Origin of the sequence: Legionella pneumophila subsp. pneumophila str. Philadelphia 1 (assembly GCF_000008485.1) — a bacterium.
Classification (GTDB): domain Bacteria; phylum Pseudomonadota; class Gammaproteobacteria; order Legionellales; family Legionellaceae; genus Legionella; species Legionella pneumophila.
Window position 1 is genome coordinate 2,947,730 of record NC_002942.5, and the last position, 24,652, is coordinate 2,972,381.

The following is a 24,652-nucleotide window of genomic DNA, read 5'->3' on the forward strand; positions in this document are numbered from 1 at the left end:
CTTCACAAGTAATTTGTCACCAAATGTTGACGACAGTTATGATGAACCATTGCTAGATTAATCAATTCATCAAGTAAATCAGGATAAGCTATACCAGTTGCCTGCCACAATTTGGGGTACATACTTATGGAGGTAAATCCAGGTAATGTATTTATTTCATTAAAGTAAATTTCTTCTGTCTTATCATTTACAAAAAAATCTACCCTGGCCATGCCTTTACATTTAAGATAACTAAAAATATTCGCTGCAGCCTGTTTTAATTGTTCTTCCAGACTATTATTTAATTGAGCTGGAATAATCAAATCCGTTTGACTGCTTTCCAAATATTTCGCAGTATAAGAATAATAACCGTCAGGGTGGTTTACTTTTATCTCACCCACCATACTTACTCTTGGTTTCCCACAGGGGATACTGTTCTCCAACACTGCCAGTTCAATTTCCCTTCCGACAATAAATTCTTCAACCAGAATTTCTTCATCATAGCGTAATGCATCAGCAACTGCTGCGTTTAGCTCATCCATATTATTTGCTTTGTGAATTCCCACACTGGAACCTAGTGAGCATGGCTTAACGAACAGAGGCCAACCAAACTCCGAGGCGACTTCATGACAAAATTGTTGTCTTTCAGACGCATTGGCATGCCATGATAATAATTTATATCTTGCTGATTTGAGCCCATTAATACATGCGAGTCGCCTCGCCATGTCTTTGTCCATTCCGATTGCAGAAGACAATACGTCACATCCTACATAGGCGACACCGGCTAACTCAAGTAAACCTTGTAAACATCCATCCTCATATAAAGGGCCATGAACCACTGGAAAAACAATTTTAGCATCAACTGCCAGACGTCCATTAATTAATAAGCCTTCCAATGGGGTTGATTTTTCAGTAACAACAGGTAATTTATCAGAACAGGCGAGCAAATCATTATAATCATGACGATGAAATCGACCACTTTTATCCATTGCAATGGGTATAATATGATATTTCTCGGAATCCAGGTGTTTTAGAACCGATGCGGCAGAAACCAATGACACTTCATGCTCGCCTGATTTTCCACCATAAAGTAAAACCAAATTAACGGGTTTGGACATTAGCGTCTCCAATGATATGTACTTCGCGTATCAACTCTATAGATGTTTGCTCTCGAACTTTAGTTTGCACCAAATGAATCAAGGCTTCAATATTAGCTGCCGTGGCAGTACCTTGATGATTGATAATAAAATTGGCATGTTTTTCAGAAACAACTGCCCCACCAATGCTTACCCCCTTGAGGCCACAAGATTCAATAAGTCGCGCTGCAAAATCTCCAGGAGGGTTTCTAAATACCGACCCACAATTATATTCATTAGTTGGTTGGGTCTTGGCTCTATGAGCCAATAAATCCTTAATTAATTGCAAGGATGTCTCTTTATTACCTGGTGATAGCTGAAGCTTTGCGGAAATAAACCATTCATCTCCCAAGCCAGCAACATGTCGATAAGCCACTTCAAATTCTTCCGGTTTACGGGTTCTGATTTCACCTCGACGATTTATCGTTTGTACTTCAATAACCGACTGCCAGGTTTCACCTCCATGACAACCGGCATTCATTCGCAGAGCACCACCCATGGTACCGGGGATACCAGCCCAAAACTCTCCTCCTGACAGATTATTACGCGCAGAAAAACGAGCCATACTGGCACAGGATACCCCTGCCTCAACCCGAATACAGTTATCGCTCAATAGGGTCATTTCTTTTAAACAGCCCTGAGTGAGAATCACGGTACCGGAAAAACCGCCATCGCGAATTAGAGAATTAGAGCCTAAACCTAACCATAATAATGGCTCATCAAAAGGCAATCGACTTAAAAACAAAGCCAAATCATCTATATTTGCTGGTTTATAAAGCCTCGCTGCAGGGCCACCAACTCGCCAGGTAGTATACTCAGCCAAAGGCTCATTGAAAAGCAAAGTGCCCTGAGACTCTGTTACATGACTGCTGTCCATTCCCGTTATGCTCATGTTCATTCTCACATGTTTTTCATCAGGTTCACTGCTATTTGGCCGATACTTCCAGCTCCCTGCATCAAAATAACGTCACCATCTTTAATAAATTCATCTAAGGTGGCTTTCAACGATTGCTCGCTCACTATGGTCACTCGTTTATCCCTGGATCGTATTTCATTGGCCAGATTTTCACTGGTAACGCCTGGAATAGCTGTTTCTCCCGCTGCATAGATATCCATCAATAACAGCTCATCCGATAAACTTAAAACATCGACAAATTGTCTATGCAAGGACTGTGTTCTGGTATAACGATGGGGTTGAAAGACATGAACCAAACGTCTCTCGGGCCAAACACGTCTAAAAGCATCAATTGTGGATAAAATTTCCTGTGGATGATGTCCATAATCATCCACAATAATCGCCGCGCCTTTTTCGAACTGTTTTTCACCAAGCATTTGAAAGCGGCGTCCCACCCCTTGGAATTTTTGTAAGCCACGAACAATGGAATCGTCATCAACTCCCAACTCAGTGGCAATTGCTATAGAAGCTAATGCATTTAATACATTGTGACGGCCTGGATACTGAAATTGTATAGTCAGTTGTTTATGTGGTGCAGGTCGAACGACCACAAACTCACTCAGCATGCCCTTTTGAGTCCAATTAATTGCCCGATAATGAGCCTCTTCTTTAAACCCATAAGTTAAGGTTGGTCTTTGAATAGCCGGGAGGATACGGCAAATTTCTTCATCTTCCAAACAAACTACTGCTAATCCATAAAAAGGCAAATGATGCAAAAATTCCAAAAATGTTGTTCTTAATTTTTCAAAATCACCTTCATAAGTATCCATGTGATCAGCATCAATATTAGTCACTACCGCCATCATAGGCTTCAAAAACAAAAACGAGGCGTCGCTCTCATCAGCCTCTACAACAAAATAAGCTGACTTTCCAAGCTGAGCATTCGCACCACAACTATTCAGCTTTCCGCCAATAACAAAACTGGGATCCAAACCACCTTCAGCAAGCAAACTACTGACCAAGCTCGTTGTTGTCGTTTTGCCATGAGTGCCGGCAATTGCTATACCATGCCTAAATCGCATTAGCTCAGCAAGCATAGCTGCTCTAGGAATAACTGGAATCATTAACTCACGAGCAGCCACAATTTCAGGATTATTAAAATCAACGGCCGAAGACCTTACTACAACATCAGCGCCTTTAATGTTTTCCAGCCTGTGACCGATATAGACTTGAATACCTAATGACCTTAAGCGTTGTACCGTGCCACTTTCTCCGAGATCCGAACCAGTAATACGGTAGCCCTGGTTATGCAATACTTCGGCAATACCACACATACCAGCACCACCAATGCCAACAAAATGAATTTGCTCTACACGCCCCATGCGCGGAGATAAAAATTGCTCTGAGTTATTCAATATTCCCCCTTAAGCCGTTAGCGGTCTCAACCCAAGAGACTGCCAACGATTTTCATGATCTATGCGCAATAATAGTGCAATAACGATACAATTAATTACCATACTGGCCCCACCATAACTGAGTAAAGGCAGAGTTAGCCCTTTGGTTGGTAACAGTCCGGCATTAACACCCATATTAATAGAAGCCTGTAAAGCTAACCAAATAGTCAAACCATAGGCTGTATAGGATGCAAAATGCCTTTCTTGAGTATAGGCGGTATATCCTATGTTTAATCCTCTAATAACCAGTATACTATACAATGTGATGACAACTAAAATTCCAAATAACCCTAATTCTTCAGCAATCACAGCAAATAAAAAATCAGTATGTGCCTCAGGTAAATAGAGTAATTTCTGTATGCTTTCACCTAATCCGGTACCAAACCATCCACCTCGTCCGAAAGCAATCAATGACTGAGTCAATTGATAACCACTATTGTATTGATCTGCCCACGGATCCAAAAAGGCTGTTAAGCGAGCAACCCTATAGGGGGAAGATACCGCCAACAGAGCAAGTGCTGTCACTACAACCAGCATTAAACCAAAATAGTATCTTAATTTAACTCCAGCTAAAAATAACATAGCCATTACTGTACCAGAAATGACAACTGTCGCTCCAAAATCTGGTTCGAGCAGTAATAAAACTGAAACAACAGCCAGTATTGCCATGGGCTTAATGAATCCAAAAATGCTTTCACAAACCGCCTCTTGCTGGCGAACCAAATACCCGGAAAGATAGAATATCATTGCAAGTTTCGTTAATTCTGAGACTTGCACACCAATCGGACCTAAAGCTAACCAACGTCGACTGCCATTCACTGATTTACCAATACCCGGGATTAAAACAATGAGCAATAAAAACACGCAACCAATCATCATGGGCATGCTTATTTTTTCCCAGAAACTGCTGTCTGTACGCACCACAATTAAGGCCAGCAAGAGTCCCACAAATAAATAACAAGCCTGGCGAATAAGAAAATGAAAAGGTTGATGAAAGTACTTTGTTGAAATCATAACCGAGCTTGATGCCACCATCATCAAACCAATTATCAGCAAACCAAAAACTGCCCCTATCAGCCATTTATCATAAAGTGATATCGGCCTGCTAACGGGTTTGCCTCTTTGATTTAAATGTCTCGGTCGCATCGTGTTCACAATCCGCGCACTGAAGATGTAAACACATCGCCCCTATGATTAAAATCACGGAACATATCCAAACTGGCACAAGCTGGAGATAATAAAACGACATCACCAGGTTTCGCACATGTCTTGGCAATAGTCACAGCGCCCTCCAGAGAAGAAGCACGCACGACAGGAACTACTTTGGCTAAAGCCGATTCAATCTTGTCAGCATCTTCACCAATCAAAACAATGGAACGAACAAATTCTGAAACTGGCTGGGCTAATTCTTGGAAATCCGCCCCTTTTCCCTGTCCACCCGCAATAAGAACAATTTTCCCTTGCATAGAACCTCCTATTCCATTAATAGCAGAGATTGTAGCACCAATATTTGTTCCTTTCGAATCATTAATCCAACCTACTCCATCTACTTCTCTTACCCACTGGCATCGATGTGGCAGTCCAGGGAAGGTTTTTAAAACATTAAGAATGTGTTGCATAGAAATTCCCGCTGCTTCGGCTAAAGCACAAGCAGCAAGCGCATTCATCCAATTATGCACCCCTTTTATTAAAATCGATTCCACTGGCAAAAGACGCTCCATTCCTTTCGCCAAATAAGTAGTATTCTCTTGTTCAATCAGCCCCCAATTTCCCATTGAAGGCGCGTCTTTGCCAAAAGAGATGCATTTTATATCTGCTTGACAGGATTGGTGAGGAACAGTGTAGACGTCTTCACGATTAAATAAAACAGCCTTGGCACCACGATAAATCCTTTGTTTTGCTTGCGTATAGGCTTCCATAGTGTGATGCCTGTCCAAATGATCAGGCGTTACATTAAGAATCGTCGCAACCACTGGCGACAAAGAATAAGTTAAATCCAATTGAAAACTGGATAACTCCAATACCCACAAATCGTAGTGATGTTCATCATCCAACATATCTAAGACAGGAGTGCCGATATTTCCGGCTACAGCTACGCGAAACCCGGCCGCCTTAGCCATTTCTCCCACCAAAGTCGTTACAGTGGATTTACCATTAGTTCCCGTTATGGCAATGACAGGGGCGCTAATCTCTCTGGCCAGGCATTCTATGTCTCCATAAATTGATGCGCCCGCTTGACGCGCTCTCTCTAAAACAGGCGTATCCAGTGCCAAACCGGGGCTAGTGATAACATCCGTCACCTGGCTGATTACTTCATCAGGAGTCTGTTGCAGGTAAATTGGCACATCAGGAAATTCATTTTGGAATTCAGCTAATCCAGGCGCCTCTTTACGTGTATCAAAAACAACAAACGATTTATTATTTCTCTTCAGGTATCTTGCTATAGAGAGTCCCGTCTTACCCAGCCCTGCTACCAAATATAAGGAATGATTCATGAATGCACCTTGTCTATCGAAGTTTTAAAGTAGCCAATCCGCATAACACAAATACAACCGTAATAATCCAAAACCTTACTATCACTTTGGGCTCTGACCACCCCTTTAATTCAAAATGGTGATGTAATGGGGCCATCCTGAATAATCTTTTTCCGCCTGAATATTTAAAATAACCCACTTGTAATATGACAGAAAGCGTCTCAATTACAAATAATCCACCCATAATGAGCAAAACAAGTTCTTGTCTAACTACAACCGCAACTATCCCTAAAGCTGCTCCTAACGCCAAAGAGCCCACATCGCCCATGAAAACTTGGGCAGGATAACTGTTATACCAAAGAAAACCCAGGCCGGCACCAACAATAGAAGAACAAAAAATCGTTAGCTCACCAGTATTGGGCACATAAGGAATTCCTAAATAATTAGAGTATACGGCGTTACTCGATGCATAGGCAAACACACCCAAGGCACCAGCCACCATTACTATTGGCATAATAGCCAAGCCATCCAGCCCATCAGTTAAATTCACTGCATTACTGCTTCCAACAATGACGAAATAGGCAAGTACAGGAAAAAAAACGCCCAGATCCCAAGTGACCGTTTTAAAAAAAGGAACTGTGAGCTGAGTATGTACTGGCAAACTGGCATTCCAATACAAATAAGAGACAGCAACTAAAGCAATGACTGACTGCCAAAAATATTTCCAACGACCAGGTAATCCTTTGCTATTTTTTAATACCAACTTGCGATAATCATCAACCCAACCAACCAAACCATTAGCCAAGGTAACCAAGAGCACCAGCCACAGGCTTGTTTGTCTTAAATCGCACCAGAGCAAGCAACTCACAGTGATAGCCAATAAAATCAAAACGCCCCCCATAGTGGGAGTTCCCGCCTTTGATAAATGGGTTTGGGGGCCATCACTCCTAACCATTTGACCTATTTGCAGCCCTCTTAACCAGCGGATCATTAATGGGCCACATAACAAACCCACTATAAGGGCAGTTAATGAGGCTAAAATAGACCTGAATGTCAAATATTGAAAAACTCTAAACGCATGATATTGTCCCTGCAATAACTGCGTTAACCAATAGAGCATAATTATTCCTCTTGTTCTTAAAATTATGCTCAATGACTTTTATTGAGCATGATTCCTTTAATGGGGCAAAAAAGTGGCCAAGCATACCACATTCCTGTCGATTCAATGAAGAGGTTAGCCCTCTACCTGAACCAACCGGTGCACAACATTTTCCATAGCACTGGACCTGGATCCTTTTACCAATACCGTGGTATCAGGTGTTAAATCATTTTTTACCACTTCAATCAACTCTTCTTGACTGCAAAAATGCTGACCTCCCTCACCAAACGCCTGGGATGCCAGTTCACTATGTAAACCGCAACTCATCAACTTATCTATTCCCAGCTGGCGAGCCGCTACGCCAACTTCTCTGTGATGTTGTGTCGTCCATTCACCCAACTCTCCCATATCACCGAATACAAAAATTTTTCTTCCTGGGCGCCCAGATAAAACTTCCAGGGCTGTTAAGACAGAGCGTAAATTAGCATTGTATGTATCATCAATAACTGTTGATTGATTTTGCCCTGACAACATCGTCATCCGACCTTTTACACCACCAAAATGAGCCAGTCCTCTTTGAATGTCATTGCCTGATATTCCTACAGCATAACAACAAGCTGCGGCAGCCAAAGCATTTCGGACATTGTGCAAACCTGGTACTTGTAACTCAATCTCCACTCTGCTATTAGGTAAAACCAATGTAAAATGAGCTCGCCCATGGGTATCCAAGCGTATATCCTGGGCGTAAATATCTGCAGGATGAAGTGAGGAAAAACGTAATATTTTTTTATCAGCAATCAAATCATCCCAAAAGTGAGCGTAGGCATCATCATCATTGACTATAGCAACACCAGTCGGGGATAAGCCTTGATGGATTTCACCTTTGGAACGAGCGACTCCGTCTATTGATCCAAAGCCTTCGACATGTGCCGGGGCAATATTATTAATTAAAGACACATCAGGCTGCACTATCCCTACCGTATGTGCTATTTCTCCGGGATGATTGGCTCCCAACTCAAAAACAGCATAGCGGTGCTGCTTATTTAAAGCTAACATGCTTAAAGGAACCCCTATGTGATTATTTAAATTGCCTTTCGTAGCATGTGATGGCTGCGGTAAAATAGTCGCTATCATCTCTTTGACAGTGGTTTTTCCATTTGACCCTGTTAAAGCAATAATAGGGCAACTCATTTCCTGTCGATGTGCCGCAGCAATTTTGGCCAAAGCCATTAAAGGACTGGCAACCACGAATTGAGGAATATGAACACCGTCAATCGATCGATTAACTACAGCAGCTGAAGCGCCTTTAGCCTCGGCTTCTTTAATAAAATCATGACCATCAAAGCGTTCCCCCACTATCGCAAAAAATAAATTTCCTGGCTTTAATGTGCGGGTATCTATACTAACACCAGTAATGTCGGCATTAATCTGGCAAGACTGAGAAAGAAGTGACGCAATAGTAATTAGGTTCATAGTATTTTGTGATGTCGAAAAGACTAGTGTACTAACACTCAGGCTCACAGTTCAAGATGGTTTGAGAATAGATAGATAAGAATATAACTAAAAAGTCAAGAATTTTAAGTTTATTACAATCCGATTCATAAGTTATCAGACATTAACCATTAACAGAGTAGATAATGAGCTTCGCCTGGTGCGAAGCCCTATCCTGAAAATATAACCGCTAGATAGTGCAATGATTCTAGCCTATGGGCATTAGTTTGTTACACAATCATCCATCAAATGCTCAATTTTCAAGTATCGATGATATCGTGCGATACGCTCCTCCGTTAGAGGTTTGCGCTGGTCATCCAGCAAATAAGCGTCGAGACCCTCACTTAATTGTTTTGCAGTATCTAACATAACAGAAAACCGTTCTGCATTAATCTCAGGATTATTTGATATTTGCATGAACAGACATAATCCTCTTACACTGAAAGCACCGATATTCTGTAAATCAAAAACACCGGTTGCTGTAGCTGCAGCTAAACTGCAAAGCACTGGACCTTGTCCATTCGTGAATTGATGTCTATGAAACAAGTGCCTCTCTCCAAATCTCAAACCAGCAGCCAAAACAGTTTGCAATAATTCATAACCGGCAAATTGTCGATTTTCCTTGGCCAACAAAAACACCATGGCGGTGGAAGAAGAACAGTCACTATTAGGTTCTGTTCTTTCATTTAATTCGCACTCTTCTTCCTCGGGAATCAACTGAGGTTGTTCTGTTTTTACAGAGGGCTTCCTTATTGCTTGTCGCTTTTCAGAACCATCAAAATTTTCAAAATCCAAAGGAACCTCCCTATTGACCTTCCGCACAGCGATAATTTCATCATTATATGATTGAGAGCCATAGGAGTTATTTTCTACTTGGCCAAGAGAAGGTTGATAGTGTTCTTGATTTAAGCTCTGTCTTCTAGTCTTCATTAAACGGCCAATAGCCACTAGAACGCCAATTAACAACAGGACATTAAGAATTAAGCTCCAATTTGCCTGCATAAGTTTACTCCATAGTCAAAGCTTGTTTCACATCAACCGCAACCAAACGAGACACTCCCGGCTCACGCATGGTCACCCCAACTAAATGTTCAGCCAATTCCATAGTTACCTTATTATGAGTAATAAACAGGAATTGTATGAATTGTGACATCTCTTTTACTAAATCGCAAAACCGACTTACATTTAAGTCATCTAAAGGCGCATCTACTTCATCTAACATACAAAATGGTGAAGGATTTAGCTGAAAAATTGCAAACACCAAAGCCACAGCAGTCATTGCCTTTTCACCACCAGATAATAGATGAATAGAACTATTACGTTTTCCAGGCGGCTGCGCCATTACTACAATCCCTGCTTCTAACAGATTATCACAAGTTAATTCGAGCTGTGCCCGACCACCGCCAAATAATCTTGGAAAAAGCGCTTTAAAAGAGGTGTTCACTTCATCAAACGTATTTTCAAGACGCGATTTCGTTTCATTATCCATTTTTTCAATTGCAGTTTCCAAAGTAGATAAAGCTTGGCTCAAATCATTATATTGCTCATCCAGGAACACTTTGCGCTGCTGTTCGGCAGCAAATTCTTCGATGGCGGCCAGGTTTATAGCGCCTAGCCTTTTAATTTTCTCCAAAATCGCTATCAACTCGTCTTCTTTTATACTTTGCGTGACTCCGGATGGAATTCGCTCTAATAAAGACTGGGCTTGTAAATTAGCCTCATCAAGAGTTTCTTGAATTGAACTGGCACGAACGGATAGGGCTTGTTTTTCCATTTGGATTTGATTCATGAGTTCCTGAATCCGTTTTACTTCCTGATCATAGTTTAAAATTAATTTCTCTTGGTCTTCAAGTTGCAACTTAAGCTGAGATACTTTTTCTCGGCTCAAAGTCAACATCAATTCGATTTCACCATGTTTTATCAATAATGCTGCCAATTGATTTTTAAACTCGGCTTCTGGCGCTACTGACTGTAAATAATGTTGAGTTAACTCTTCTAAACGCATCTGTGCACGTTGCAAACGCTCTTTTTCTCTACTTATCCTATCGGTTATTTGCTGTATCTTGGTGACTTCTCTATCATATTCCAACTCACTTTGATGCAGCAAAGCACGGACACTCTCTACTTGTTTATTTTGTTCAACGAGAACACTGTTCCATGTGTCTTTTTCATTTATAAATCGCTTGAATTGCAACTCAGAAGCCTGGTATTGACCTTCCAGTTCTCTGATTTTATCAGCCATTTCCAATTGTTCAGCGTTTAGCTCTTCCAGCGACGACTCCAACTCTATTATCTCGTTCGTGATAGCATCTTTCTGTTTTTCAGCGTGAAAAATAGCTTGTTCCTGACTATTTACCGCAATGATATGATTGCGTAGCGCCTCATTACTGGTATTTAAATTTAATTGATGCAGTTTGATAAAATTTAAATTTTCCTGTAGCCGCGCTTGATAACTATCTCTTGCTAAACGGATGGATTCAATTTTTTGTTGTAAAGATTCCACACTTAAATTCAACTCGATAATCCTTTGCTGTCTGGCAAGAACGCCCACCTCATCTTGCTCTTTTTGGCGAGGTAATTTAATCCACCCCTTGCCTAGCCAAATACCATTGACGGTTACAATAGATTCATGAGCCAATAAATCAGGAAACCAGGTCTTTGCCTCTTCAAGACTGTCTGCGGCATAAATGTGTTCAAGATGGTTTACTGTTGAGGGAACCAAGCCTTGAATTTTATCAGCTAACCTTGGGCGCTCCTGCTTTTCCCCATTGAGAGCTCTCATCGTCACCACGTTCTCTTTATGATCTTCACAAAACTGCCACCGAGACCATAGCTCAGCAAAATCATCCAATACATAAGCGATTAGATCATCTCCTAATACGATTTCACAAGAAGATTGCCATTGGGGTTCAACCTTTAAAACATCCATTAATCTTGGCTTATCTGACCATTCCGCAATTCCGTCCTTATTAGGCCGATTTTCCTTTTTTGCCGCAATTTGAGCAGCTTTTAATGCAGCAAGCTCAGTGTTTAAACGATGAAATTCATCTTGCAATGTATGCAGTTGTTGCTCGGTATTTTGTAATTGATTCTGCAAATCCGATTGAGTCTCATTCGCTTGCCTAAGCTGTTCCTCATCAAACTCCTGTGTTTCTTTCAATTGGAAATGCTTTTCTTGCAATTCAATTTTATTTTTTTGCAAATCGTCAAGCGAGATAGCTGATTGTTCCAAGTTCAGTTTTTCCAGCCTTACCAGGACTTGATGGCGCTTCTGCTCTAAATGTTGTAGTTTGGCTTGAGTGAGTTGGTATTCATTTTTAATGGTATTGGAATTAATTTGCACCTCTTGCCAAATTTTCTCCCATTGCGATTGTTCCTTTTGTTTTTCTTGCCATAGAGATTCCTGTTCTTTGAATTCCATTTTTAAATGATGCAAATGCTCCTCTAATTGTTGAGCCTTAAGCTTGCAATTGTGCAATTCTTCATTATCCAGCTTAAGTTGCTCTTCAATGAGTTGAGAGTCAACCTGCATTTGCTGCCTGTCATTTTCCAAACGCTTTTTTTCTCTTTCTTGTTGCTGAATGGCTTCTTCAAGACGAGCTATGTCAGTTCCTGAATGATAGAGAGAATCCTGAATTGATTGGGATTGATCAATGGCATCTTGTAATTGTTCATTTAAAACTGCCCGCTCCTTGTAACAACTAGTTAATAAACTTTGTTGCTGCTCATTGCGGATTGCTAACTCTTGTAATTCTCGCTGTTTTACCGTTTGTTTTTCTGAGTATTCCTGCCATTTAAGAGCCTGGATCTCAGCTCGGCAAATTTTTTCCTCTTCCTTTAAAATGGTATAGCGTTCTGCTGCTTTGGCCTGCCGCTCCAAACGTTGTAAATATTTGCCCAATTCTTCTCTAATATCAGCGACGCGCGTCAGGTTATCCCTTGTTTGTTCAATACGTTGTAAAGTTTCCCGGCGGCGCTCTTTGTATTTTGAAACTCCTGCCGCCTCCTCCAAATAGACCCTTAATTCCTCGGGTTTTGCTTCTATTAATCGAGATACAGTACCTTGGCCAATAATTGAGTAACTTCGTGCCCCTGCTCCTGTGCCTAAAAAAATATCAGTAATATCTTTTCGCCTGCATCGAGCTCCATTCAAATAATAAAAAGATTCTCCATCCCGAGTGACTATTCGCTTTACAGCAATTTCACCATAACTGGCAAAAGGGCCAGTCAGTCTTCCCAGGCTATTATCAAATACCAGTTCTACTGACGCCTGTCCTACCGGTTTGCGATTGGAAGAACCGTTAAAGATAATATCCGTCATGGACTCTCCACGAAGATTTTTGGCAGAGCTTTCGCCCATAACCCAGCGAACAGCATCAATAATATTGGACTTGCCACATCCATTCGGGCCCACAACAGCGACCAAACGACTGGGAAAATGAACCGTGGTGGGATCAACAAATGATTTAAAACCAGCCAATTTTAATTGCTTCAAATGCATTTTAACTGCGAATTATAAAATAATAATCGGTTAGTATATCGTAGGAAGTGAATCCTGACTATTTCAGAACATCCATATCGCTCTCTTCTGCCATCGTTAAGGACAACATGCTCAATTGACAAACAATTTTATCGCTTTATAATACATACTTCTGTTAACAAATGTAGGTAAACAATGAAACAGCAATTCTATAAATTGCCCCAAATTCTAATAAGCCTTTGTCTCCTATTGATTCTTTCCACCCCAATCCAAGCAGAACCGCCAAATCTTAGTTTAATTAGAAAAGAAATTAAAAACTATTACGACTCTGGCTTGTATTATCACGAATTAGAACGAACCATTAAGTTAGCTCAAGAATATATACACCAACAATATTTAATCAATAAAAACAATAAACACCCACAAAAACTTGCCATAGTACTGGATATTGATGAAACCAGCCTGTCCAACTATGATAAGATGGTAAAACGGGATTTTACCGGTAGCAAAGAGCAAATTCATAAAGAAATACTTGCTGCCAATTCACCGGCAATCAAGCCTATGCTGACACTTTACAAAAACGCCTTAAAACAGGGTATCAAAGTATTTTTTGTAACCGGAAGGCAAGAATCCGAACGCGACGCAACCCGCGCTAATTTAATTAAAGCAGGATATACTAAATGGGCAGGACTTTATCTACGGCCTAATGGGTATTCTTCCCCTTCGATTATCCCATTTAAATCAAAAGCAAGGGAAATGATAGCAAAAAAGGGATACACCATCATTGCCAGCATCGGTGATCAATGCAGTGATATCCAAGGGGGGTATACTAAAAAAGGATTTAAACTTCCCAATCCATTTTACTACTTGCCATAGTCAAGGCGTGATGGGTGATTAGGTTTTTCGTAGGTCCTGTTGATTTTGAATCTATGAAACCTCAGGCACAACGACCCGAGGTTTCTTAATAACTACAAGCATTAAGCTGCTTTTTCTTTCATCCGAATTGCCATGACTTCCATAGCCAGGAATTTGACATAATCATAGGTCACGTAATAATCTCCTTGATCTCCAGCAAATTTGGACCAAGAATTACGCAAGGTGAAAACGCCTTTGTTAACATGGCCTTCTTCATCCATCACTTCAAGATCATCATCATAGCCAGTGATCACTAATTCGTGCCCGGCATAGATCATTCCATTCATCGCATCCAAAACAATTTCAGGTGTTAACATCCAGGTGTCATTGTAAGCACGGTTGGTACCTACAGCTCCGGCATCCCCAACAAACACATCCAATAACATGCCGATAGTCAAGCGGTTACCTTTCGCGAGCTCCTCCTTGATCTGATAGACGATTTGATTCATATCCGCTTTAGCTGAAAAGGATTCCTCATCCTTTAACAAAGCCTCCCAGCTAATTAAATTTGATACCGGGACGCTATGCGCCAGGAACTCGGAGTCAGACATGGGTTTCCCTTCATTATTTTCGTCTTCTAACGGATATTCTCTAACACCGGCGCAACCATTCAATTTCTGATAATTCTGACTGATAATACCGTATTCAGAAATCTGTTGAAGAACCCAGTAACCAAAAGAGCCATTCCACCCGCTGGCTTTGGCTTTGTCATGTATCGCCAGATAACTTCCTAACTCCAGATTACACAATTGACTAATGTAATCCCCTGCCCCAAGGGCAGCATCTATGGCTGCAGTTACTGCGAAAGTGACACAACTACCATGATATCCCTGATCCAATACTGGTGTTAACTGCATTCCCAACTTAACTTTTCTTGGTAACTCAGAAGAAAAACTGGCTGTGTTTATACTATTTTTAGGATATTCTGACAGCTGTTCACGCAAATAAGATTTCGCTTCGGTCGATAATTCATACTTGGGCAACTTAAATGTTAAACTTTGAGCAACTCCACTGGGATTTTTAGGCGTAATGTGAACATCAACCTCTCCTTTTAAAGTCAAAGGACCTGCAAAAGCCAGCGATGAAGAGAAAGACAATACAGCTAAATTAATTAACTTACTCATAAAATATATCCCTATAATTAACCCTCTTGCATCATATCAAGAGGTGAATTAAATGCAAACAAATCATGCGAATAAGAATAAAATGACAAGCTAGCTTTCTATTCACAGAGTAGAAACCATTTTAAAATAAGGTACCTGTTCGCCAGAGCGCTATGATAATTTTTATCAAACAAATTCTATCCCGAATACTGAAATAACATCCTCTCATTGACGAATCAAAAATAACAAATCAGATTCAATTTAAGAAAACAAGCAACTTGACTTGAGTTCATATATAATAAGCCTGATTCTAAAAAAGAGGATATTAATATGCGTACTCTATTGTCATGTTTCCTGATAACCCTATTGTCTTTTGGTTTAATTATCAATGAGGCCTCTGCTAAACGCTTTGGAGGCGGGCGCAGCTTCGGGGTTCAACGCTCTCAAAGCAGTCTTTTCTCATCCAATAAAACACACAATACGTCTTCATTAACACAAAAAGCTAATAAAAGCAGATGGGGTGGCGTATTAGGCGGCCTCCTGGTTGGAGGACTATTGGCCAGTCTCTTTATGGGCAATGGCTTGGCAAATGGGTTAATCACCTGGCTAATCCTTGGTTCAGTCATTTTCTTTATAATCAGCTTCTTACGCAGGAAAATGAACCCAGGGTTTCAAGCAACTCAATCCGGAGCATTCCGCCAAAACTCTTTTGAACAATTCACGCAAAACTACGGAAACCGAAATAGTGGAGGAGCTCATTTTGCCCAACAAGAAACCAGCTTTGACGCGGACAATTTTCTTCGTGATGCCAAGATAACTTTTATACGTCTACAAGCGGCTTACGACCAAAAAAATCTGCAGGATTTGCAAACATTCACAGTACCGGAAGTATTTGCAGAAATTAAAATGCAACTGGACGAACGAGGCGATGCCCCCAACCAAACGGAAGTCATTTCCCTCGATGCAAAATTGCTTGATGTGTCCAAACAATCCTTATCCATGATAGCCAGCGTACAATTCACTGGAACAATCAAAGAGAACGGTGAAATATCTAACCTGGATGAAATATGGCATTTCCGCCAGTTTGATAACAGAAAAGAGTGGGTCGTAGGGGGTATTCAGCAAGAAGTATTTCAGCCATAAATACTTTTAGGTTTCCTGGAGTAGCAACTGTCTTTAATGACAGTTGCACTAAAAATCAAAGAAAATAACTGAAATCACTCAACAATATATTGCACCTGGATGATTTCATATTCAACCATACCGCCAGGCGTTTCTACCGTGACCGCATCATCAAGCTCTTTGCCAATTAAAGCTCGAGCAATAGGAGAACTGTATGAAATCTTGTTCAGTTTGATATCAGCTTCATCCTCTCCAACTATTTTATAGGTTAATTCCGAGCCCGTTGCTACATGACAAATTGTAACAGTTGAACCAAATATCACTTTACCATTGTTAGGTAATTTACTGATATCAATTATTTGCGCATGAGACAACTTCGCTTCAAGTTCTTGAATACGCCCTTCATTAAAACTCTGTTGTTCTCGAGCTGCGTGATATTCCGCATTTTCTTTCAAATCACCATGAGCTCTTGCAGTTGCAATTGCTTCTACAATGCGTGGACGATCCACGAACTTTAAGCGATGCAACTCTGCTTTTAGTGCTTCTGCACCCTCAACTGTCATAGGATGTTTACTCATATTTACCCCTAATGTAAATCTTGTAAGCGAGTTACAGTTTCCCTATCTTCATACTTCATAGCCAAACAAGCAGCTTCGGCTCCTGATAAGGTCGTAGTGTAGCTGACCTTATGCTGCAAGGCGTTGCGTCTGATAGCAAAAGAATCTGCTATCGCTTGTTTGCCCTCAGTAGTATTTACAATAAAGTCTATTTCATTATTTTTTATAAAATCCAGCACATGTGGTCGGCCTTCTGCTACTTTAAAGACTCTTCTGCAGTCTACGCCGGCTGCTTGTAATGCCAAAGCAGTACCGCGCGTGGCGATAATTTCAAAACCCAGTTCTATTAATCTCTTGGCAATCTCGCCGACACGCGTTTTATCTGCGTCACGTACGGATACGAAGGCCCGTCGCCGTTTGGCAATGTGACATCCGGCACCCAATTGTGCTTTAGCATAAGCTTGTCCAAAACGCTTGGCAATACCCATCACTTCTCCCGTTGATTTCATTTCCGGTCCAAGAATCGAATCCACACCAGAAAACTTGATAAAGGGAAAAACCGGCAACTTAATCGAATAGAAAGAAGGCGTATGATGATTCTGGTTTAATCCTTGATCTTTCAAGCTAATTCCTACTTTACAAAGAGCCGCTATTTTAGCTAATGGCAGACCGGTAGCCTTTGAAACAAAAGGCACGGTTCTCGAAGCACGCGGATTCACTTCCAAAACATAAATATCATCCGCTTGAATAGCAAACTGCGCATTAATCAAGCCCACCACGCCTAATTTCAAAGCCATTTTTCGAATCTGCTCTATCAAATCCTGCTGAACAACTACGCCCAAGCTAAAAGGAGGTAAAGTGCATGCTGAATCACCAGAATGTATCCCCGCTTGCTCGATATGCTCCATGATGGCACCAATTAATACGTCTTTGCCATCACAGACGGCATCAATATCCACCTCTATGGCATCATTCAAAAATTTATCAAGCAGAACGGGTGAATCATTAGAAACTTCAACTGCATGCGACAGGTAATACCTTAAATCCTCTTCTTGATAAACAATTTCCATAGCTCGTCCACCGAGAACATAAGAAGGCCTAACAACTAGCGGATAACCAATTTTGTTAGCTAATTCAATGGCCTCTGCTTCGCTTCGGACAGTTCCATTATCAGGCTGATGCAGTTTCAATTCTTTGACCATTTGCTGAAATCGTTCTCTGTCTTCAGCCATATCAATAGCATCTGATGAAGTACCAATTATTTTTACGCCATTAGCCTCTAAATCACGAGCCAACTTTAATGGTGTTTGTCCCCCATAATGCACAATGACACCCTCCGGTTGTTCCATTGCGACGATGGACAACACATCCTCTAAAGTAACAGGTTCAAAATATAGTCGATCGGAGGTATCAAAATCAGTGGAAACCGTTTCTGGATTGCAATTCACCATAATAGTTTGGTAACCCGCGCTCCTTAATGACAAGGCCGCATGCACGCAGCAATAATCAAATTCAATGCCTTGGCCGATTCGATTAGGTCCACCTCCAAGAATCATAATCTTTTTCTTATTGCTCTCAGGACGTGCTTCACAGCTTCCTTCATAACAAGAATACATATAGGCTGTATCACTAGGGAATTCTCCGGCACAAGAATCAATTCTCTTGTAGACGGGCAAGATCTCTAATTCAACACGTCTTGCCCGAACTTCTGCTTCCGTACAACCAAGCAATTTGGCCAAGTAGGCGTCAGCAAAACCCCGGTGTTTCATCAAGTGTAAAGCGGTTTTATCCAGATCCCGAATCGTTTTTCCGATGATTGAGCGCTCTAAAAGAACCAACTCTTGAATTTGTGCCAGAAACCATGGATCGACTCGACTTTCCAGATGAATTTCCTCAAGTGATAAATTTTGCCTAAAGGCATCAGCAATATACCAAAGTCTATCCGGAGTGGGTTCTCGTAAATGCCCTCTTAAACGCGCCATATCCTCTTTTTGAAACAGCGAATGCAATCCACAGCGTCCAATCTCTAAACCTCTTATGGCTTTCTGTAAAGATTCTTGAAAGTTAGAACCAATCGCCATGACTTCCCCGACTGATTTCATCTGTGTGGTAAGAGTATCTGGAGTTTGTGGAAATTTATCAAAATTAAACCGTGGAACTTTGGTAACGACGTAATCAATGCTGGGCTCAAAGGACGCAGGTGTTTTACCTCCGGTGATTTCGTTTTTCAATTCATCCAAGGTATAGCCCACAGCCAATTTAGCTGCGACCTTAGCAATAGGAAAACCGGTTGCTTTTGACGCCAAAGCCGAGCTTCGAGATACACGCGGGTTCATTTCCACAACCAGCATGCGCCCGTCTTCAGGATTAATAGCAAACTGAACGTTGGAACCTCCCGTATCCACACCAACTGCCCTTAGAACTTTAATCGCCGCATCCCGCATCCGTTGGTATTCTTTATCAGTTAATGTTTGTGCCGGAGCAACGGTAATGGAATCTCCAGTATGCACTCCCATAGGGTCAAAATTCTCTATAGTACAAACAATAATGCAATTATCATTTTTATCCCTGACGACTTCCATTTCATATTCTTTCCAACCCAGAACCGATTCATCAATCAAAAGCTCGTGAGTTGGCGACAACTCCAATCCTCTAATGCAAATTTCTTCAAATTCTTCACGATTATAGGCAATACCGCCTCCACTACCACCCATGGTAAATGAAGGCCTGATGATGGCAGGAAAGCCTAAACGGGCTTGTACTTGAATTGCTTCTTCCAGGCTATGAGCAATCGCCGACCTTGGCATATCCAATCCGATTTTAATCATCAGCTGGCGAAATTTTTCTCTATCTTCCGCCCTGTCTATGGCTTCACGCGTCGCTCCTATCATTTCAACAGAGTACTTGGCTAATACCCCTTCTCTTACCAAGTCCAAGGCGCAGTTTAAGGCTGTTTGTCCTCCCATCGTCGGTAAAAGAGCATCTGGCCTCTCTATTTCGATAATACGAGCCACTTCTTTCCATTGAACAGGCTCTATATAGGTGGCATCAGCAAGCTCAGGATCAGTCATTATGGTTGCTGGATTTGAGTTAACTAATATCACTCGATATCCTTCTTCTTTCAAAGCGCGTACTGCTTGGGTACCTGAGTAATCAAACTCGCAAGCCTGCCCAATCACAATAGGGCCTGCTCCAAGAATTAGAATAGATTTTATATCGGTTCGTTTTGGCATAATGACAATAAAAAAAGAATAAAGTGATATATTTTACCGAGTTTTGCCCAAAGATTATACCCTTGGATAACATGTTTTGAGTTATTAATTGCCAGAAAACATCCAACGGCATTAAATAACTTAAAATTACTTGTATAAAGTAGAAAGCAACATTTGCAAACCAGCCTCTGTCAAAGACAAATATTTATAATAGGGGTCTGCCGTTGTGCGCTCAAGCCATTCATTTGCGATGCAAATATCGGTTAATTTCTGCGCTTCCTCTACTGAAACAGGTTTGCCTAATTTCTGGGTCAGCATTGCTGCTGCATCCTCTTCAATACTCAAAAAAACCTGTTCTCTGGTTACCCCACGCGCAGTCATTTCATCATAAAACAAAGATAAAATATCCATTTCGTTCATAGCAATTCCTTATTATTGGATACTAAGATCTATAGCATATATTTAATCATCGTTCGACATGATAAAATTAAATACTTTTTAACTAAAAAATTGGTCATAACCGAACCTCTCTATGCAAGAAATTGATGTCCTTATCATTGGCGCTGGTGCTGCAGGCCTAATGTGTGCTATTGAAGCAAGCAAGCGTAAAAGAAAAGTACTCGTGCTGGATCATGCCAATAAAGCCGGGAAAAAGATACTCATGTCAGGAGGTGGTCGTTGTAATTTTACCAATTACTACATTGAACCCAACAAGTATTTTTCCCACAACCCCCATTTTTTCAAATCAGCCTTATCCCGTTACACTCAATGGGATTTTATTGAACTGGTTAACAAACACAAAATTCCCTTCCACGAAAAAACATTAGGACAATTATTTTGCGATAATAAATCCAAAGACATCGTTGATATGTTGCTTAAAGAATGTGAGCAATATGGAGTGGCGATTTATTTAAATACCGTAATAGAAAAAATACAAAAAACCAACGACTATTCTTTCAAGATAGGCACGACAAAAGGAAAGTTTCATTGTCATTCTTTGGTCATTGCTACCGGAGGACTTTCTATTCCCACAATGGGTGCCAGTCCCTTTGCCTATAAAGTTGCAGAGCAATTCGCTATTAGAGTATGGCCAACCAGAGCCGGTCTGGTGCCCTTTACTTTAGATGTTCTCGAAAAAGACAGATTATCCATCCTGTCGGGAATAGGTATTGATAGCCTGGTCAATAATGAAAGAAATCAATTTCGTGAGCATATCTTGTTTACCCACCGGGGACTGAGTGGTCCTGCTATCTTGCAACTCTCATCCTACTGGAATCCTGGTGAAAGTATATGCATTAATTTGCTGCCCGAACATAACCTCCTGGAAAGCTTGAAAACAGCCCGAGCGGAAGCTCCGCATAAACAGTTAAACTCTGTATTATCGATGTACTTGCCCAAACGAGTTGTTGAAGTCTTTATTCCTCAAAAACTGGGTGAAAAGAAACTGGCTGATAGCTCTAATAAAGATTTGGAAACAATTTCCCATTTATTGCAGAACTGGGTAGTAAAACCCAATGGGACAGAGGGCTACCGTACAGCAGAAGTGACAATAGGCGGAGTAGACTGTCATGCTATTTCATCCAAAACCATGGAAGCCAACAATGTACCAGGCCTATATTTCATTGGAGAAGCCCTGGACGTGACGGGGTGGTTAGGTGGGTATAATTTCCAGTGGGCATGGTCTTCCGGCTGGGCTGCCGGACAAGTAGTGTAGCGAATTTAAAAACCAAGTCTCAATGCAAATCAGCTTATCTGAATCCCAAAGCCCATATTTTTCCCAGGATTTCATGAAGAGCAATGGAAGTATAGGCCAGGTTATAAGAATTAGGTATCACCATTTTGACCCAGGTATCAGTAGACCAAAAGAAGGTAAAATCAGTTGGGGCTGCTATGGGGTGCAATCCTTGCTGCTGGCATAATGCCATGGAACGTGGCATGTGAATCGCTGAGGTAACCAGATAAAAGGGTTGATCATGTACTATGGCTGCTAATTCACGCGCCTGATCTGCTGTATTAATAGAAACAGTTTCAACGACAACTTTTTCCGAATCGATTGCAAACCACTTGGCTAATTCTGTCAATAATAAAGCCTCTGATTGCTCACCAGCAGATCCCCCGCCCGATAAAAGCAATTTTGCGTCGGGCAAAGTTCTGAATAATCGGACGCCTTCAATCAATCGCTTGATGCTCGCTGAGGTCAACAGATCATTTGCAGGCATTTCCTCCCCAATATTTTGTCCTCCACCGAGAACGACCACCCATTTCACATTCGGATTAACCCGCTTCACTATAGGGTATCGAGACTCTAATTGATAAGTTAAATAACTGGGTAACCAACCCGTACTCATAGCAAGCAAGACAATCAATACAACAAACAACATAACTTTAGTGAAAGTAGGAGCAAGCCGACGATATAGTAAAAAAATGCAAATACCTAATGCCAAAAGACATAAAAAGAAAGGATGCAGCAAGTATTCAAGCAAATGTCTAATGAATGCCATTATCTGACTCTTCGCATTAAATAAATTCCAATTAAAGAAAAGATGAGAGTAGGACTAAAGGCAGCCAATTCAGGCGGCCATTGGAATACTGTGCTCACTGGGCCAAAAAATCGATTCAGAATATGAAACCCGAATCCAACCATAGCGCCTACCAGTAATTTTGAACCCATGGTTGATGAACGTAAGGGGCCAAAAATAAAGGGGATAGCTAATATCATCATAACCATAGTATTCAGAGGCTGGGTAATTCGTTGAAAAAAGGCAAACTTATAATTTGCTACATTTTGATGGTTGCGTTGTTGCTCACGTAAATAGCGGTTCAATTCATGTAAAGTCATTTCATCCGGATTAGTACCCGTAATTTTAAGAATTTCCGGTTTCACTGGCACATCCCACGGCAAAGTATCGAAATGATGGGCTTTGGTATGATCCTCTGCAAATTCAGTTTGTTTCACATCATAAGCTATCCACGAATTATTGACATACTTTACTTCACTTATCTGGCGAGCCAGTTTTAAATTATGCTGGTTATCAAAGCGGAATTGATTTACATAGCGCAGAGTATTCTCGTGCGTGACTGAAGCAATAGAAACAAAATCATTACCATTACGGACCCAAACCCCTCTTGGAGTCAGCAAAGCCTGCCCTCCTGTTAAAGCGGAAACCTTGTATTCATTCGCATAATGCGCCATTACTGGTACAATGGTTTCACCTAAAGACGTGATTAATAGGATGACTATCAGAGACGCCTTTAATACCGCCCCCGTTATTTGGCCGATGGATATCCCCGCCGCACGCATCACAACCAGCTCGCTATGATTAGCTAATACTCCCAGGCCAACCAAACACCCGAGCAAGCTGGCAATAGGGAAAAACAGATAGACTTGGTAAGGCATCTGTAAAAGGACAAAAACACCGGCTTGTACGATTCCATAGTCTGCTCGCCCCAAATCGTCTATCTGATTAACAAACAAAATAAAGATCTGCAAACCGACCAGCATCAAAGTCACCAAGCCGATTGCAGATAAAACCGTTTTGGCAATATAACGATCAAGTATTTTTCTGCTCATGCAAGCTTCACCTGATTGCGCCAAATAAATAGGATGCCGAGAATGGCAACCGCCACGTGTACCCACCACATCCCTATCCACCAGGGAATCTTCCCGGTAGCAATCGCATCACGAGAAACAAACATAAAATTAGCATAAAAAATATAGATAATGATGGCTGGCAAAAGTTTCGAATATTTTCCAGAACGAGGGCTGACACGACTAAGTGGAACGGCAACCAGAGTCAAGGTCAAAACCATTAAAGGAATGGAAATACGCCACTGTAATTCAGCCGCCTTTTTCAAATCATGATTGTTCAAAGGCCATAAGTCTCTTGTTTTTGCAGTGCGAGCATCATCATGCATAACAACAGTCGGGTTGGGCAATTTGGATTTATAGCTTGCAAATTCTGCAATCTGGTAATCGGCATGACCCGGAACACCTTGATATTCCTTGCCATTTTGCAGCACGATGTATTCCTCGCCTGTTTGAGGATTAACCTCAGCAAATGCTTTATCAGCCCACAACACATCCCATAACAGCCTATTATCCTGAACGCTATGTTTTGCCATGAATATCTGTTCTGCTTGGGAGTGATCGCGATTCATGGATTGGACATAAAAGATTTGTTGACCGCTATTAATGGCATGAAAGCGTCCAGGCATAATCGTTTGAATTAAAGTTTTGATTCCTGTAGAACGTATTAACTTGATGCGTTCAACAGCAATCACAGGGCTTGCCCAAATCATTACGATGGCAACCACTACCAACACAACAGTAGCCATTGCAAAGCTGTGTTTCAGTAATTGCCTGGGGCCATAACCACAAGCTCGCAGAACCGTCATTTCGCTTTCGGCATATAACCGGCCATACGCCAATAAAAGAGCGACATAAAACCCCAGTGGCAGTAACAGACCCATTAAATTTGGCAACTCCAACATCAACAACTTCATGATCACAAAACCAGGAATTGAACCAGAAGCAGCGCGATTTAAGTATTGTATGAATTGATTACTCATGAAAATAAGGACTAATATCGCTGTTAATGCGATTAAAGTAAGAAACACTTCTTTAGTCAAATAACGAAAAATAATCACTACAATACCCTACAGAGGACCTTATCATTAATTCAATTCTTTCAGAATAACATATGAAAGAACCCATCATGATAATTCAAGACAGCCT

General features: G+C 41.1%; 19 protein-coding genes. 3 read left to right on the top strand and 16 right to left on the bottom strand.

Translation table 11 applies throughout. The annotated features are described in order from the left end of the window. Window positions 1-2 precede the first annotated feature (2 nt). From LPG_RS13185 to smc, 9 genes are all read right to left on the bottom strand, one after another. On the bottom strand, window positions 3-1,097 hold the full coding sequence (locus LPG_RS13185; RefSeq protein WP_015443998.1) for a D-alanine--D-alanine ligase family protein: 1,095 nt from the start codon (window positions 1,095-1,097) through the stop codon (window positions 3-5). Further along, entirely contained in the window at window positions 1,081-2,007 is a 927-nt protein-coding gene (murB, locus tag LPG_RS13190; RefSeq protein WP_016357031.1) for a UDP-N-acetylmuramate dehydrogenase, read from the bottom strand. The genes LPG_RS13185 and murB overlap by 17 nt, the downstream gene beginning before the upstream one ends. A gap of 8 nt (window positions 2,008-2,015) precedes the next feature. After that, window positions 2,016-3,425: a UDP-N-acetylmuramate--L-alanine ligase gene (murC, locus tag LPG_RS13195; protein WP_010948314.1), complete on the bottom strand. Its 1,410-nt coding sequence runs from the start codon at window positions 3,423-3,425 to the stop codon at window positions 2,016-2,018. Window positions 3,426-3,434: 9 nt separating this feature from the next. Further along, window positions 3,435-4,610 (bottom strand): putative lipid II flippase FtsW, encoded by a 1,176-nt coding sequence (gene ftsW, locus LPG_RS13200; RefSeq protein WP_011216490.1) that lies wholly within the window; start codon window positions 4,608-4,610, stop codon window positions 3,435-3,437. Window positions 4,611-4,615: 5 nt separating this feature from the next. Then, window positions 4,616-5,959 (bottom strand): UDP-N-acetylmuramoyl-L-alanine--D-glutamate ligase, encoded by a 1,344-nt coding sequence (murD, locus tag LPG_RS13205; RefSeq protein WP_010948316.1) that lies wholly within the window; start codon window positions 5,957-5,959, stop codon window positions 4,616-4,618. Between the two features lie 13 nt (window positions 5,960-5,972). Continuing rightward, window positions 5,973-7,058, bottom strand: a complete 1,086-nt coding sequence (mraY, locus tag LPG_RS13210) for a phospho-N-acetylmuramoyl-pentapeptide-transferase (protein ID WP_014842671.1) — start codon at window positions 7,056-7,058, stop codon at window positions 5,973-5,975. A gap of 114 nt (window positions 7,059-7,172) precedes the next feature. Continuing rightward, on the bottom strand, window positions 7,173-8,510 hold the full coding sequence (locus LPG_RS13215) for a UDP-N-acetylmuramoyl-tripeptide--D-alanyl-D-alanine ligase (protein ID WP_015443995.1): 1,338 nt from the start codon (window positions 8,508-8,510) through the stop codon (window positions 7,173-7,175). A 240-nt stretch (window positions 8,511-8,750) separates the two neighbouring features. Next, on the bottom strand, window positions 8,751-9,530 hold the full coding sequence (locus LPG_RS13220) for a cell division protein ZipA C-terminal FtsZ-binding domain-containing protein (protein WP_010948319.1): 780 nt from the start codon (window positions 9,528-9,530) through the stop codon (window positions 8,751-8,753). Window positions 9,531-9,534: 4 nt separating this feature from the next. Next, window positions 9,535-13,029 carry a chromosome segregation protein SMC gene (smc, locus tag LPG_RS13225; RefSeq protein WP_010948320.1) on the bottom strand — a complete coding sequence of 1,165 codons (3,495 nt, stop codon included), beginning with the start codon at window positions 13,027-13,029 and terminating at the stop codon, window positions 9,535-9,537. Window positions 13,030-13,203: 174 nt separating this feature from the next. On the opposite strand from smc, the gene LPG_RS13230 reads away from it, so the two are divergent. Further along, on the top strand, window positions 13,204-13,884 hold the full coding sequence (locus LPG_RS13230; RefSeq protein WP_010948321.1) for an HAD family acid phosphatase: 681 nt from the start codon (window positions 13,204-13,206) through the stop codon (window positions 13,882-13,884). Between the two features lie 101 nt (window positions 13,885-13,985). Here the strand turns inward: LPG_RS13230 and LPG_RS13235 are convergent, their stop codons facing one another. After that, on the bottom strand, window positions 13,986-15,047 hold the full coding sequence (locus tag LPG_RS13235) for a C1 family peptidase (RefSeq protein WP_010948322.1): 1,062 nt from the start codon (window positions 15,045-15,047) through the stop codon (window positions 13,986-13,988). Window positions 15,048-15,356: 309 nt separating this feature from the next. Here LPG_RS13235 and LPG_RS13240 point away from each other — a divergent pair, with 309 nt between their 5' ends. Then, window positions 15,357-16,169, top strand: a complete 813-nt coding sequence (locus LPG_RS13240; RefSeq protein WP_010948323.1) for a Tim44 domain-containing protein — start codon at window positions 15,357-15,359, stop codon at window positions 16,167-16,169. Between the two features lie 74 nt (window positions 16,170-16,243). Here the strand turns inward: LPG_RS13240 and greA are convergent, their stop codons facing one another. From greA to LPG_RS13255, 3 genes are all read right to left on the bottom strand, one after another. Further along, window positions 16,244-16,726 carry a transcription elongation factor GreA gene (greA, locus tag LPG_RS13245; RefSeq protein ID WP_010948324.1) on the bottom strand — a complete coding sequence of 161 codons (483 nt, stop codon included), beginning with the start codon at window positions 16,724-16,726 and terminating at the stop codon, window positions 16,244-16,246. A gap of 8 nt (window positions 16,727-16,734) precedes the next feature. After that, window positions 16,735-19,938, bottom strand: coding sequence for a carbamoyl-phosphate synthase large subunit (gene carB, locus LPG_RS13250; protein WP_010948325.1), 3,204 nt, complete (start codon window positions 19,936-19,938; stop codon window positions 16,735-16,737). A gap of 126 nt (window positions 19,939-20,064) precedes the next feature. Further along, a complete protein-coding gene (locus tag LPG_RS13255) occupies window positions 20,065-20,337 on the bottom strand; it encodes a hypothetical protein (RefSeq protein ID WP_010948326.1) in 273 nt (90 codons plus the stop codon). Between the two features lie 112 nt (window positions 20,338-20,449). Here LPG_RS13255 and LPG_RS13260 point away from each other — a divergent pair, with 112 nt between their 5' ends. Next, window positions 20,450-21,631 carry an NAD(P)/FAD-dependent oxidoreductase gene (locus tag LPG_RS13260; RefSeq protein WP_010948327.1) on the top strand — a complete coding sequence of 394 codons (1,182 nt, stop codon included), beginning with the start codon at window positions 20,450-20,452 and terminating at the stop codon, window positions 21,629-21,631. Window positions 21,632-21,665: 34 nt separating this feature from the next. On the opposite strand, the gene LPG_RS13265 is transcribed toward LPG_RS13260, so the two are convergent. From LPG_RS13265 to lptF, 3 genes are read right to left on the bottom strand one after another with little or no spacing between them, the layout of a single operon-like run. Further along, the gene (locus LPG_RS13265; protein ID WP_010948328.1) at window positions 21,666-22,418 is read right to left on the bottom strand and encodes a lpg2628 family Dot/Icm T4SS effector; all 753 of its coding nucleotides are present in this window, start codon (window positions 22,416-22,418) and stop codon (window positions 21,666-21,668) included. Next, a complete protein-coding gene (gene lptG / locus LPG_RS13270; RefSeq protein ID WP_010948329.1) occupies window positions 22,418-23,488 on the bottom strand; it encodes an LPS export ABC transporter permease LptG in 1,071 nt (356 codons plus the stop codon). The genes LPG_RS13265 and lptG overlap by 1 nt, the downstream gene beginning before the upstream one ends. Next, window positions 23,485-24,564 carry an LPS export ABC transporter permease LptF gene (gene lptF, locus LPG_RS13275; protein ID WP_015443992.1) on the bottom strand — a complete coding sequence of 360 codons (1,080 nt, stop codon included), beginning with the start codon at window positions 24,562-24,564 and terminating at the stop codon, window positions 23,485-23,487. Before lptF ends, lptG begins: the two co-directional genes overlap by 4 nt. Between the last annotated feature and the right edge of the window lie 88 nt (window positions 24,565-24,652).